At 57.6% G+C, this 14,199-nt stretch carries 10 protein-coding genes; 5 read left to right on the forward strand and 5 right to left on the reverse strand.

Features of this window, described 5'->3' with window-relative positions:
* The first annotated feature begins 16 nt into the window (after positions 1-16).
* Positions 17-2,785, forward strand: a complete 2,769-nt coding sequence (locus VII69_13680; GenBank protein HEY5096161.1) for an adenylate/guanylate cyclase domain-containing protein — start codon at positions 17-19, stop codon at positions 2,783-2,785.
* A gap of 265 nt (positions 2,786-3,050) precedes the next feature.
* Here the strand turns inward: VII69_13680 and VII69_13685 are convergent, their stop codons facing one another.
* From VII69_13685 to VII69_13695, 3 genes are all read right to left on the reverse strand, one after another.
* Positions 3,051-3,197 carry a hypothetical protein gene (locus VII69_13685; GenBank protein ID HEY5096162.1) on the reverse strand — a complete coding sequence of 49 codons (147 nt, stop codon included), beginning with the start codon at positions 3,195-3,197 and terminating at the stop codon, positions 3,051-3,053.
* Positions 3,198-3,266: 69 nt separating this feature from the next.
* A complete protein-coding gene (locus VII69_13690) occupies positions 3,267-4,343 on the reverse strand; it encodes a TIGR03118 family protein (protein ID HEY5096163.1) in 1,077 nt (358 codons plus the stop codon).
* Between the two features lie 407 nt (positions 4,344-4,750).
* Positions 4,751-5,959 carry a choice-of-anchor tandem repeat GloVer-containing protein gene (locus VII69_13695; protein ID HEY5096164.1) on the reverse strand — a complete coding sequence of 403 codons (1,209 nt, stop codon included), beginning with the start codon at positions 5,957-5,959 and terminating at the stop codon, positions 4,751-4,753.
* Between the two features lie 266 nt (positions 5,960-6,225).
* Between VII69_13695 and VII69_13700 the strand changes: the two genes are divergently transcribed.
* Entirely contained in the window at positions 6,226-8,319 is a 2,094-nt protein-coding gene (locus tag VII69_13700; GenBank protein ID HEY5096165.1) for a PQQ-binding-like beta-propeller repeat protein, read from the forward strand.
* Between the two features lie 32 nt (positions 8,320-8,351).
* Here the strand turns inward: VII69_13700 and VII69_13705 are convergent, their stop codons facing one another.
* Entirely contained in the window at positions 8,352-9,299 is a 948-nt protein-coding gene (locus VII69_13705; GenBank protein HEY5096166.1) for an AEC family transporter, read from the reverse strand.
* 54 nt (positions 9,300-9,353) lie between these two features.
* The gene (locus VII69_13710) at positions 9,354-10,625 is read right to left on the reverse strand and encodes an alkaline phosphatase family protein (GenBank protein ID HEY5096167.1); all 1,272 of its coding nucleotides are present in this window, start codon (positions 10,623-10,625) and stop codon (positions 9,354-9,356) included.
* Positions 10,626-11,588: 963 nt separating this feature from the next.
* On the opposite strand from VII69_13710, the gene VII69_13715 reads away from it, so the two are divergent.
* The 3 genes from VII69_13715 to VII69_13725 all read left to right on the forward strand — a co-directional run bounded on the left by VII69_13715 (position 11,589) and on the right by VII69_13725 (position 14,013).
* Positions 11,589-12,314, forward strand: a complete 726-nt coding sequence (locus VII69_13715; GenBank protein HEY5096168.1) for a hypothetical protein — start codon at positions 11,589-11,591, stop codon at positions 12,312-12,314.
* A 49-nt stretch (positions 12,315-12,363) separates the two neighbouring features.
* Entirely contained in the window at positions 12,364-13,341 is a 978-nt protein-coding gene (locus tag VII69_13720) for a zinc-binding dehydrogenase (protein ID HEY5096169.1), read from the forward strand.
* 111 nt (positions 13,342-13,452) lie between these two features.
* On the forward strand, positions 13,453-14,013 hold the full coding sequence (locus VII69_13725; GenBank protein ID HEY5096170.1) for a hypothetical protein: 561 nt from the start codon (positions 13,453-13,455) through the stop codon (positions 14,011-14,013).
* Positions 14,014-14,199 lie beyond the last annotated feature (186 nt).

The raw sequence follows: 14,199 nt of genomic DNA on the forward strand, positions 1-14,199 counted from the left end.
GGCCGACTTGCGGACGTTGCCCACCGGCACGGTGACCTTCTTAGTCTCGGACATTGAGGGAAGTACCGAACGGTGGGAATCTCACCCTGATGCGATGGCCGACGCGGTCAAGCGCCACGATGTGCTTATGCGTAACGCCATCGAGTCGCACGGCGGCTATGTCTTCAAGACAGTTGGCGACGCGTTCTGCGCGACATTTCCGCGCGTATCTGACGCCATCGCGGCGGCTCTGAATGCCCAGCGCGAACTCATCACGGAAGACTTTTCGCAAGTCGGCGGCTTGTGCGTCCGGCTTGCGTTACACACAGGTGAGACGACCGAACGCGACGGCGATTACTTCGGTCCAACGGTCAACCGCACAGCGCGACTGCTCGCGGTTGGGAGTGGTGGTCAGACGCTGCTGTCCGGGGTAACAGCGGAGCTCGCCCATGGCAAGTTGGGGCCAAAGGCGACGCTGATCGACCTCGGTATCCACCGACTCAAAGATCTTTCCCAACCCGAACACATCTACCAGCTGTGCGACCCTGATCTCCTAAGCGATTTCCCGCCGCTTCGCTCACTGGAAGCGCACCACCACAATCTCCCCGTCCAGGTGACGAGCTTTCGCGGTCGAGGACGCGATATCGAAGACGTGAGATCGCTTCTCGATGGCGCATCGCTCTTGACGCTCGTAGGCGCCGGCGGCATAGGCAAGACTCGGCTCGCGCTTCAATTGGGTGCCGAATTGATCGAACGCTACCGAGACGGCGTTTGGTTTGTCGAGCTAGCATCGCTGAGTGATCCCGAGTTGGTGGCCAACATCACGGCGCAAGTTCTCAACATAACCGTGCCCCAAGATCGATCCCCGACAGACGCAATTGTCACCGGCTTACGGCGCAAACGAATGCTCGTGATCCTTGACAATTGTGAACATCTTGTCGCCGCCGCCGCGAAACTCGCTAACGCTATAGTGACAAACTGCCCCGACGTACGGATCCTCGCGACTTCGCGGCAGGGCCTGGGCATTGCCGGCGAAATCGTGCACCAAGTGCCGCCGCTCGCCGTTCCGGAAAAGATCCAAGCGCTCAGGCTAGACGAAGCGTTACGGTTCGGTGCAGTGAGGCTCTTTGCGGACCGTGCCGCAGCCGCCGATTCGAGATTCGCGCTGTCGGACGACACCGCCCCGATCGTCGCTGAGATCTGCAAGCATCTCGATGGTATAGCGCTGGCAATCGAGCTGGCCGCGGCCCGAGTTAAAGTCATGAGCATTCCGCACTTGGCCGAGCGGCTTGCAGAGCGCTTCCGGATCCTCACCGGGGGAAGCCGTGCGGTGCTTCCTCGCCAACAAACGTTGCGAGCGCTCATTGACTGGAGCTACGATCTGCTTGCGGAGAGCGAGAAGCTGCTCTTTCGCCGGGCGTCTATTTTCGCCGGTGGTTGGACACTTGAGACCGCGAGCGACGTTATCGCAAGCGAGACCATCGAAAAGGGTGACGTTCTCGAATTGCTGGCGTCACTGGCGGAAAAATCGCTGATCGTGGTTGACACGACGGGCCCCATGGAGCGTTACCGCCTTCTCGAATCCACCCGCGAGTACGGGCTCGAGTTACTCACGGAGGAGGGCGAGCGCATCGGGCTGGCACGGAAACATGCTGAGTGTTTCGCGGCTATGGCACGCGAGGCGGACGAGGTCTCGAAGAATAAGCCAGCACAATCATGGTTAAGAAAGTACGAACCAGAAATCGACAACTTTCGTGCGGCATTGGACTGGGCGCTCAGTGGTGACAACGATCCGATCTCAGGCGGGACGATCGCCGGGAACCTAGGATTACTTTGGTGGTATGGTGGGCGGACCGGCGAAGGGCGGCGTTGGACTATGAGCGCCCTGGGCCGCATCGACGAGGCTCAGGCGCCTGCCGTGGCCGCGCGTCTGTGGCTAACGTCGGCGGTGTTGAATGATGGCCTGCGCAAACTCGAAGACGGTGAACGCGCCCGCGCGCTTTACGAATCGCTCGGGGACCGACGCGGTACTGCCCGCGCGCTACGTTGCGTTGGTTCCGGCTTGCATCAACTAGGCCGAATCGACGAAGCTGAGCAGGCGTTGCGCCGCGCCATGCCAGATCTGCGCGAAGCAGGCGATGCGACCGAGGTCGTTCGTTGCCTCTTTTCACTCAGCAGCACGGTGTGGGCTCGTGGTGATGCTGAGGTCGCGCGGCAGCTCCTCGGTGAAACATTGTCGGCGGCGAAGGCGCTGGGAGACGATGCGGCGAGCGCAGGATATCTATTCAACCTCGCCGAGCTTGAGTTTTCTCAGGGAGGGACCGAAGCGGCGGTGCGGCACGCCAGTGATGCGATTGCAATTTACCTAGGGGCGAAGAATTTTAGGCTGGTGGCTATCGTTTACGCCAACTTGGCCGTTTATCGAATCGCGTTGGGGCAGTTAGGCGAGGCGCGCTCCGAGGCGTGCGAAGCGATTCGGTGGTCCCGGGAAACTCAATACACCTACTGCACGGCCATCGCCATTCAGCACCTCGCGCTGATTCTGTCCCTTCACGGCGAGCGGCACCGCGCCGCCCGGCTAGCGGGTTATGTCGATGCTGCATACCAGAAGCTTGGCAGCCGGCGCGAGCCGACAGAGGCGTGGGCCTACAACAAGCTGCTGATTTCTCTACGCGAGGAAATCGCATCCGATGAGCTTGAGGTTTTAATGGCTGAAGGCGCAGGATGGACGGAGGATCAGACTGCAGACGAAGCACTGACGCTCTCGCAAGCGCAACCGCCTTCAACTGAAGCTAATTCGAGATGATGGAGATTCACTTGCCGCTCGATATCCTCGAGAATACCTTGAAGAAGTACACTTCGTTACCTAGGGTTTGTTCGGGCCGAAAGGGGCGGTCCGAGCTAAGAGTCGGTCGACGTCAAAAGTGACGAACGGCGGGGCCTCACGCCGAGTGCTGACCAAAATGCTGACCAACTGCAGCGAACTACACGCTCTGGACGCCACCAGAACGCACCAAACGCCACGGGATAACTCCAGAAACTACGCTTTTCTTTCCTTGACACCGTAGGGGTCAGAGGTTTGAGACCTCTCGTGCCCACCATCGCAAGCGGATTCCGGCCAGTCGGAGGTGCTCGCGCACTTCCGCGATCCGGCTGGCAACGTGCTCGGCATCAAGCAGCAGCAGGGTTTCGAAATGGCGGAAGCCGCGCGCCGACATCCGTCACCCCATCGCGAAGAACGCTCGCCCCTTGCGGAGCGAGCGTCTTTGCGTGTCCCCGACTGCCGTCTAGTGACCGTCTTGTTCGATGATCTTCCCGAAGAGACCGTCGGAATAATCGTTCGGTCCGGCCGTGAAGAACAACTCGTCCGACTTGCCGTTCGCGGGATTGTCGGCACCGAATTGCAGCGACCAAAGACCTGGGATTTTGATGGTGTGCCCTTGCGGATCGACGAGCTGCCCGAGAAATGCACCGGTCATGAAGTTGAATGCGCTGATGTGGCCGTCGTCCACGTTCCCGATCAACAACGCATTACTGAACCGTCCGAAGTCATGCGGCGCCAGCGCGATGCCCCATGGAGAGACCAGGTGGCCGCCCCGGCCGTTCGACGCGAACGTACGCATGAGGTGACCGCCGGTATCGAAGATGTCGACGATTCCCCCGCCAAGGCCCGCGAACGTGACGAACAAGCGGCCTTGGATTGCGTGGATCGCGTACGTGCTGTAGCCCTTCGGCACGTTCGGATCGGTGAATGAGAACAGGGGTTGAAAGTTGCCGCCGAAGACGTCGATCGTGTTATTCGCATTGTTCGCTGCGTACAGGCGCGGGCCGTTGCGATCGGTCACGATCTCGAGACCCGTGTAGGACGCATGTGCCTTGAAGTTGTCCACGGCGATGATCGCATGGTGTGGGGCGACTCCCGGGCTCCAGCCGCTGATGGTGCCGTCTAGCGTGTCGAAGATGAACGCCGCAGGGCCTGACTTTCCATTTTTGGAGACCACCCATCGTATCGATGGATTCGGTACGATTCCCGTTGGACTACCGAGCGTGCCGCTCGCTTGCTCGGGCGCCGGCGGCACGGTCACGACCAGTCCCTGGGGAACCCCGCCTCCGTCGTAGATCGTGGAAAGCCCCGTACCGTTGTCGGACACCCAGAACGGACTGTTGATGAAAAACGCGAGTCCCCATCCATTCACGAGGTTGGCGTCGGTGTGCTGGGCCATGCCGTGGACGTTAGAGGTGAGGTTGACTTGCAAGTATCTTCCTTGTCCGGCAGCGCTCGCCTCGTGCGTCGTGCCGATGCTGAACGCCGCTGTGAGCGCCATGCAGCACGCGCTCGTCGAGATGCGATCCCATCGAATCATAGAGTCGGTCTCCTCAAAAAGCGAAAATGCTTCAGTTTCGGATGCTTGGTTCAACGCACATCATTGCAGACTGAGTTGAAAAGCCGCTGAAATCGGCTCAGTCAGAATATTTATGAAAATCCGCTCCTACGTTGACACAACGGAGGATCGCGCAGCTGTATTTGTTCGTCGCGTCCGATGAGATGACGTTCATCAACGGCACGACTCGGAAGGGCATGAGCTTGAAAACTACGCCGAATGCGTTGTGCCCGTTGTTCGTGTAACCGAAGAGCGGCCCATACCTTGGGTCAATCGTCGGCGCGGACGTTCATGCCATTATCGCGGGTACGCATCCGACGAAGAACGCAGAGGCGCGCACCAAGACGTGAGACTCGCGTACAGTTAAGTGAACCGCCGTGGTGACGTGACTAATGGCTGAGCTCGAACACGACCCCGCAGCCGATGGGATCGCAATTTGACGAACCGCCCGAGTGCGTTGTACCGTAGAGGTTTCCTGCTGAATCTCGAATCAATCCCGCCGTAGGATGGTCGCCGTCACTGCGGTTGAAATTGTATAGGACGGTCTCGTTGCCATTTGGATCCAAGCGGAATATGACTCCGCGAAAATAGGTGCCACCATCGCGCGTGGTCCCATAAAGGTTGCCGGCCGAATCTCGAACTAAATCCCCTTGGGGAGCTACTCCGTCAGGATTGCTGAAGTCATGAAGTATAGTCTCGCCGCCGTCTCGATCTAACTTGTACACAATTCCGCCGCCCACAGAGCCGCCCGTACGAGTGCTCCCGTACAGATTTCCCGCCGCATCTCGGATCAATCCCGCGCCTGGTTCGAACCCGTCCCCGTACCCTCTAAAGGAATGGAGAACAGCATACTTCCCGCGCGGGCCCAACTTGAAAGCAAGCCCTGTGAATCCAAAGTCGCCGTCTGGCGTGGTGCCGAAGACGTCGCCGGCTAAATCCGTCACCACAGTCTGATTGGGAAATTCGTCGCCGGCAAAGCTATGCAGCAGCGTTTCGTTGCCGCTCGCGTCCAACTTGAAAACCACTCCTGACCCGTGCGCGCCGCCGCGCTGAGTGGTACCATAGAAGTTGCCGCTCGCGTCCTGCGTCAACCCCGCAAGAGGAATATCACCGTCCGAACCATCGAAGCTATGGATCACCGTTTCATTACCGCTTGGATCGAGCCTGAAGACCACCCCGTCGCCTGACGTACCGCCGCGCGCGGCCGTGCCGTATAGCTTGCCCGCCGCGTCAAGCAACAAACCCCCGTTTGGGTGTGCGCCATCCCCGATCTCTTTGAAAAAGGCAAATCTGATCAAAGTGCCGCCGGCATCGATTTTGAAAACCGTCCCCTTGCCTAACGGGCCACCGTCTCGAGTGGTGCCGTAGACATTTCCCGCCGTGTCTCGAACCAAGGTTCCCCTTGGGTCGTCGCCGTCCGCGCCGCCCAGAAACCTATGCAAGACATGGTAGTGCATGGGCGGATTTTCAGTCGACTCATGAGCGTGCGTCTGATTGGGCATGAAGTCACGGGCAGGCTGCGGCAGCGTGGAGTTTGCGTGGTTGCAGCCTGTCAAGAACATCGCTCCAGCAGTCAACGCGATGAGATATCGGCGCATGATCCACCTCGAGTACGCTTGAGACAGTGCGTCAGTTTGCGAAGTGCCGGGTAATTCTATAGCAGCATGGGAACTACTTCATCTGCCGCCCTAAGTCGGTGGACCGAGTGTGACGCTGTTTGGATTCACGCGTATAGACTCCAGGGTTCTCGCTAGCGTTAACCCCAAAATAGGCTAGCAAAGGCTGTGGGCGTGTAGAGCCACAGGCAGCGATCGCCTTTTACTCGTATACTTCTCGAGGCTCAACGCCGAAAGAGGTGGCGACAATGAGAACCGCATTGCGTATCCTAACGATCGCGCCGATTTTGTCAATGCTGGTAGCGTGTTCGCAAAGTTCCCAAAGCGGCAGCAGTCAACCGGCGTGGCCCGATTCTGCGGCTCTCCTTCAAGCTCGTTCCGATGACGCCGACTGGATCATTCCCGGCAAGACTTACGCTGGAAACCGCGTCACCGGACTCGACGAGATCTCTCCGGCTAACGTCACCCAGCTCAAGAAGGCGTGGATAACTACGTTAAAGGACGACGGTGAGGAAGAGGCGTCTCCGATCGTTTGGAACGGCATGGTTTACGTCTCGACTTCGCACGATAACGTCCTTGCCTTAGATGGCAAGTCCGGCGTGTTGCACTGGGCTTTCGGCTACAGCCCAGCATATGAGCTGCAATATCCGGTAAATCGTGGCGTCGGTTTGGCAAACGGCCGTCTCTACATCGTCACGCAGGATTGCCGCCTGGTCGCCATCGACGCAGGGACGGGTCAACAAGTTTTCGACGTCCCCGCTTGCCACGACACCAGCAACACATGGTACTCAACTGCTGCATACATTTATAAGAACAAAGTGATCGTTGGGACGTCGGGCGGAGATCTCGGCGGAAGCGGATTAATAAGCGCTTTTGGCGCGCAGGATGGGTCGCGCTTGTGGGATTGGCACACGGTCGCGCAACCGGGTGAGCCGGGGCACGAAACTTGGCCCGGGAATTCCTATATACACGGCGGGGCTGCTGTTTGGGCTGGTCTATCTATCGATCAGGCAACGGACACGCTCTACGCCGCGCCCGGAAACCCCGGTCCGAACCTTACGGAATACGGGCGCAAAGGCGAAAATCTATACGCTGATTCTGTCGTCGCACTTAATATTGCCGGCGATACGCCGAAGCTTGAGTGGTATTACAAGGTTTCTCCCAACGACGTCCACGACAACGATCCATCGATGCCACCAGTGCTCTTTAGCGCTAAAGTTGGTAACGCGCAGCGACAGTTATTGGCGGTCGGAGACAAAGCTGGAGACTTCGTCATTCTCGATCGGACGAACGGAAAACTCGTAAGCCGGCTAGTCGTGAGCAATCAACAGGGCATCTTTACAACAGTACCAACCAAGACCGGAACGTTCGGCTGCCCGAATCACGGCGGTGGTATCGAATGGAACGGCGGTTCGTACGATGCCGCAACCGATTTCTTCTTCATTCCGAGCACGCAAGAATGCGCGATTTGGAAGATCGTTTATACGGGCGCGGTTCCATACATTCCAGGGCAGCCATACACCGCTGGACCTCTACCTAAACGCCAGGACGCGACCGGCGTGCTGACCGCAGTGAACGTGGCGACGGGAAGGCCCTCATGGAGAAACCCTTTGCCTTATGCTGCCGCAGGCGGAGTGCTAGTAACGCGAAACGGCTTGATTTTTACAACCGATGTGCGCGGACGCGTGTATGCTTTCGACCCAACGACAGGCAGAGAACTGTGGCATGACGACGTTGGCTCGGCAATCGTTGCGCCGATCTCGGCCTATCGTGCAAGCGACGGTCATGAGTACCTCGTCGTAGAAGCTGGCGAAGCCGGTAATCAACAAACTCCTAATCTGCCCAAATCGCAAGGCGCTCGCGTCGTCGCCTATAGTCTCAGCCCATCGCAAACGATGACAAACGATGCGACCGGTCAGCCTGTCGCAGCGGTCTCGGGAATCGCCAACACAGAGTCTGCGCCGTCGACGCAGGCAACCGCTGCCGCTATCGTTACCGTTCCGTATACAGCAGCGCAGGTCACCACAGGATCGGGAGTCTACGCGAAAAACTGCCTTTCTTGCCATGGCGCACGCCTGCAAGGGGTGTCGGGCCCGGCTCTCAACGGTCCGAGCTTCTCGCATTCGAATCTTAGCGTTTCTCAAATCTACGGAATTGTTGCGCAACAAATGCCGCTCACCGCGCCAGGATCGCTCTCGAAGAGAGACTACGCTGCGTTATTGGCGTACATTCTGGCGTACGATTGCGTGAAGTCCGCAGGCGGCGGCAAGTCGTTCCCGTCATTTCCTGCTTCACAATTTTCAACCATCAAGCCCGGAGCAGGGACTTGCCCGCCGAAATGAACGAGTACTATCGGTCTTTCCAATCCCTGCGGCTATCTGCTCGTCAGAAAGATAAAGAAACTCGTCGTAACAAGCGATGCGATGATGCTGATGAATAGGGCGGATGCAGCCTCCTTTTGACCAACACGGTAGTGAACGCTCAGCATGACGATGAGCACGACCATGGGGAGAGCCGCGGTGACTGCCGCTTCGCCGAGAAGCGGATTCGTGTAACCCAGCGCCAACAAGCCGCCCCACACCAGCGCGGGCTGCAGAACGTTCTTGATGAACACGAGGAAGAGGACCTGACCGCTAATCGTGACCGCAAAACCGGCCAGAATGATTCCCGCCGAGAACAGCGCGACGCCTGAGGCGGCGTTGCCCAGCATCTGCAGCGAGTCGGCGATCAGCTTCGGCACGGCTACACCGAACAGGACCGCCGCAAATCCGAGCAGTGGAAGCCACACCACTGGCTGCTTGATCGCTTCGACGACGTTCCTCAGGATGTCTATGCGGCGTGAGCCTGAGTGTGCCGTTGTTGGGCCCGCATCGATTGAAAGGAAAATCATCGTCAAGGGTACCACCGTGAGTTGCTGGAGGATCGCGCTGACCGCGACAACGATACCGCTGGTTGTGCCGTACAAAGAGCCGAGTACCACCGTACCAACAAAGGTGCTGTTGGGCACCGAAGCACCCAATGCGAACAGCGCGCTCATCCCACGGGAGAGCCGGAAGCCAAAACGACAAATCAAAAAAACTGCACAATACAAGCCGACGATTGCAACGAACAGTGCGGTCAACAAAACACCGTCGTTGAAAAATTCGGAGCGCGTCGTGCTCACCGTTGCGAGAAAGAGGGCGATCGGCAAAGCATAAGTCATCACCATCCGATTCAGGATCGACGCGTCCGCTTGCTGAAAGTCGTGATGGCGAGCCGCGAGATAGCCGAGCATAATGGTGATGATGGCCGGGAGCAGCGCGGCTCCAATGTCCTCAAGCATTACTTCTGCTCATCTTTTGCGGTGGATCGACGTCGCTTGCGGATGGATTTGCAATCAGTATGAATCAGGCGGCACGTTCGACGGTGGCATCGCCATAAGTTCTGATTCAGTCACTTCGGTCAAGACCGTGACGTACGGTTGCGTCGTTTGTGAGAAATCGAAGCAATCCGATAGATCATCCGCGCGACGATCGGTGGTGCTGATCTCCTGTAGTCCGAAGACCTCTTCAGTGAACTTGAGAATACTTCCAAATTCATGACGATGGTGCGATACATACCCGCGTCTGGCATACGGCGAGATGACGATCATGGGCACGCGGAATCCCAATCCCATAGCATCCAGTTGGGGCGGTGCTACGTGGTCGTACCATCCTCCCCAGTCATCCCAGACCACGATAAGCACTGTCGACTTCCAGAGGTCGCTGTGCCCGAGCGCGTTTGCGATTGAGGCGACCCATTGCGGACCAAGGTCGGTACGCGCGACCAGCTCGCGGCCCCCGATTCCGTACTGCGAGTGATCGGAACTACGAAAATCAGGCGTCACCCACGAGATCGCGGGGAGCGTTCCAGCCGCGATGTCTTTGAGCACCCGCGTCTGCGGTGTGACCACGTTCGCTCCCCAATCGCTGCCGTACCGAATGTGCTTAATGGCATCGAAAGCCGACCAAATGGAGCCTAAATCATCTGATGTCGGGGAATATGAACGCCACGAGATACCGTGCTGGTCGAGCACATCGGCGAGTGTGGGGTAGTCGAAGCACGGAAAGACTTTGCGACCATCCCGTCCATGCGGACCGAGCAGCGCAACCGTGACGCCCGCCGGCGAATCGCATCCCCACCAAAAGACACCGCTAGCAGTTCGGTTGGGATTATCAACCGCTGTGCCGGATTCGCCGGAGATCAAGTATTGATGTGCGGGGAAACTCGGACCACCTACCGACTCGAATGTCTCGTCAGCGAAGGTAAACTCGCGCGCTAGCGCCCAGTAGGGTTGCGTTTCGCTGCGTGGCACGAACGCATAGGGGTAGTTGCCATTTCGTTTTGGCAGGGTACCGATAGTGTCGAAACCATCCATTTTTCCGCCGTCGTATTCATTTAGGAACGTCTGACGCGCGTGATCGACGTCAACTGGATCATTGAGGCTCACTGAGTGAAGCCGTACGATAGACCCATCATGGCGCTTGCCGGATCGAACGGTGTCCGCGCCGGGGAATCCATTGAAGAGATTGTCGACGCTCCGGTTTTCTTGAATAACGATGACCACATGCTGGATCGTGTGAACCGGAATGGCGGCTATCTGAATGGCGATCGCTACGGCGGGAATCATGACTAGGTACCTCGTCGGATAGTTGCTCTTTAATTGAGCCATTCGGGATGTAACTCAGTGCTATCGAAATGTTGGCTCACTTTATAGCGCTCGGATTCGCCATTCTCTGCATCCCTCGCATTTCTTGCCAGAAGAGCTGCCCGTTCCGGCGGCGTCGGCGGGCAACGTCACCATGATGCGCACGCCGCGATTTGACGGCGTCGGACCAAATCCCAGCTCGCTCGCTCTCTTCAGGAGCCGATCGCCCCTGAAAAAGGCGCGTGAGCCAGGGCCGAACGGTCGAGGACATCCTGCGCGGTGTTCACAACTCGCTCGCCGTACGAGCGGTAGCGCTGCTCAAGCGCGTGGGTATCGAGCCCGAAATCGCGCTCGTGGGTGGCATAACCCTGGATGGTCGGAAGCTGACCAAAATACTGACCAACTGTAGCTGTTTTTCATCCGGCGCATCTTCATTGACCACTACACACTCAATGTAGGGTTTGGGTTTGCGGTGAGATCGAAGCCAAATCTCCGGAGGGAAGCGGCATACGTTTAATTTCGTAGAATGGGCGCGCCAGAAGTCAGATCACATCAAACGTAAGACGCCCGGCGAAAGTCCTAGCTCTCGGGTTCAAGTAGCGCTGCCGCGTGAATCGCTATCGTCTGGCATGATGGTCTCGGCCATGCTGGGGAAACGAGTTGAAGAGAATCGGGATGACTTCAGCGACAAACCTTCTGCGACATCGAAGTGTCCAGGTAACGATCGTCATCTGGGCGGCTTGCGTCGCGTTTGTCGCGCTGAGTAGACGGACTCTTCCATTTGATTGGCCGAACGTGAGCGATATGTCGCCTGGTTCGCAACTACTCAGCGCAAACGTTCAGATTCTGTGGGTGCTTTTACTAATCGGCGTAGCCTTCTATGTCACCCGGCGGCGGACGGTTATCGACCTAGCTACGCGAGCGCCCGAATCGGCGGTCAATCGAGTGGAACTCTCGTTTCTCGTGGGTTACGCCGTCGTGGCCCAGGTCATTGGGCTTGGACTTGGTCGCCTTATCGGGACCTATCCCATTAGTCTCCACCTGCCGGGCTCGGTCTTCGGGATCACGTCAAACGTCTCACCGGCAGACGTGTATGCATGGGTTGCCTACAACTTTGTGGTCTACGCGGTCATCCCGTACGTCGTTTTCCGGGCGAGAGGCTACTCAAATGAAGCGCTCAGTCTGACGTCGACGGATCGTCGACAGGACCTGCTGCTTATCGTGGTCATCCTAATCTTGGAGTCGGCATTTGAGCTGATCTTCGAGCATGGGATCTTCAAACTCAGCGGCCACCAGCTGCTTGTGGGAGTGCCGGCGACGTTCGTTGTGTATTTCTTTGGGACTTCGCTTCCAATCATGGTCTTCATCTACGCGATCCTGCTCCCGCGGTTCTTGAAGCTGACGGGTTCGATTGTCACAACCGTCATTCTCGGAGGAGTAACATACGCGGTCCTGCATTTGTTCGAAGCCTGGACACTGTGGAACTCGCCAAAGAACATAATACTTTCACTGAGCTTCCTCATGTTCCAGTACTTCGGTCCGGGCATGGTCAAGGCAGTGCTCACGATCCGCAGTGGGAATGCTTGGGTCCACGTGTGGTCGTACCACTCTGTTGCGCCACACGTGCTGTTGGATACGCCGCTGATAGTGAAGAGCTTTAAGCTCATGTGACACGTACCGGGAGATGCATGTTGAAATGACAGCAACGTATCGTGCGGTGATGTTGACGAAGCCGGGTGGCCCCGAAGTTCTGCAGTGCGTTGAGCTGCCCGTCGAGCAACCCGGTTTGGGGCAATTGCGAGTCCGCGTACTGGCTGCCGGCGTAGGTTCAACCGACCTGCTCATGCTCGCGGGCGGCTACCGGTACGCGCCGAAAATGCCGTTCGTCCCCGGCTACGAGATCGCCGGGGTGGTTGATGCCATCGGCGACGGCGTCACTGATTTCAAAGTCGGTCAGCGAGTTGCGGCGCTTACTGTGCACGGTGGGTACGGCGAGTTGCTCGTGCGCGACGCAGAGCACTTTCTATCGATCCCGGATGAGGTCTCCGATGTGGAAGCGGCGGCGGTGATCCTGAATTATATCACCGCCTGGCAAATGATCCACCGAGTGGTGAACGTGCTGCCCGGCCAGACCGCGCTTGTAACAGGTGCGGCGGGTGGTGTTGGCACGGCGGCTCTTCAATTACTGCGGCTCGCCGGAGCAAAGACCTATGGAGCAGCGTCGCTGAAAAAGCACGATACGGTGCGGAACCTTGGAGCGACACCGATCGACTACCGCAAAGGGTCGCTTGATGTTCTCACTCGCGCCCTTGAGCCGCAGGGCGTTGACTATGTATTCGACGCCGTCGGCGGTGCCAACATCGGCCTGTGCATCGGCGCCGCACGCCGTGGCGGGACCGTCGTAAGCTATGGATTCCTATCCGTCGCCGGTACGCTTGCCACACTCGCCATGTTCGTCAATCTCTTCGTCGGCGCACGTCTGCGTGGACGGCGTGGCGAGTTCTACGGAATCACGCTGCTCTATCGAAAGGACCCAAAGCCCCTGCGTGAAGATCTGCCGAAGATCTTCGCCCTTGTCGCCGAAAAGAAAATCGACCCCATGATTAGCGCTACGTTCCCACTCCTCGACGCGAGAAAAGCCATCGAGCTATTAGCGACGGGTACCGTAGAAGGCAAAATCGTCCTCACGAACAATTGACTTGCGATATCGTCCGCGGAACAGCTTGACGGCGGTTCAGAACGTACCCGCTCAAGCGCAGGCTAGGCAACCTATCCGAGAACGATCTACGGGCGACGAATGCGGGGGAAGATGGCAAACGTATTCGACTATTTGACTGTCCTCATTTCCATTGTCTTGGGACTAGGAATAGCGCATTTGCTGGGAGGAATCGCGCGATCCGTCTCCCGGCGTTCGACTACCTTATTTTATTGGCCAACCCTCGTTTGGGCCTTTGTGCTGCTTATCATTATCGTTCAAGTTTGGTGGGTCGACTTTTCTCTGAGCAGGCAAACGCAGTGGACACTGCCGGGTTTCGCATCGACGCTGCTGATTCCGGCCACGCTCTACTTCATGGCGTTTCTCATTCTTCCTGAATCCAGCGACATGCGAGAGGCATATTTTGAAAATCGCGTTTGGTTTTTCAGCCTGCTCATAGCGGTTCCGCTTTTTGGCTCGCTACAACAGATCTTGGTTGAGGGTCACGTTCACAAAGATATCGATACATTGGCGAAAGTAGTAGGTCTGGCCCTAACGGTGAGCGCGATATGTTTCCGGTCGGAAAGAGCGCAAAAGGTCTTCGCGGTAGTCGGCATCGTATTTGTTGTCCTCTACGTATGGGGGCTTTTCTTTCACTTGCCTCCCCCTGCGTAGCTAAACTCTGTGCTTACATTGAGACTATAAGATCAAACACGGAACGACAAAATAGTCGCATGAGAGGCTCGATGCCGCGGCGCATTGACTCATCAAGTCGATGCAAGTCAATGCGATTACCAACCAACGCGACAAAAACGTCAATCGCTCTCCGCCACAGATAAGGTGGTTCGGCGGCCCGCGCGG

The organism is Candidatus Eremiobacteraceae bacterium, assembly GCA_036511855.1.
Classification (GTDB): domain Bacteria; phylum Vulcanimicrobiota; class Vulcanimicrobiia; order Eremiobacterales; family Eremiobacteraceae; genus JABCYQ01.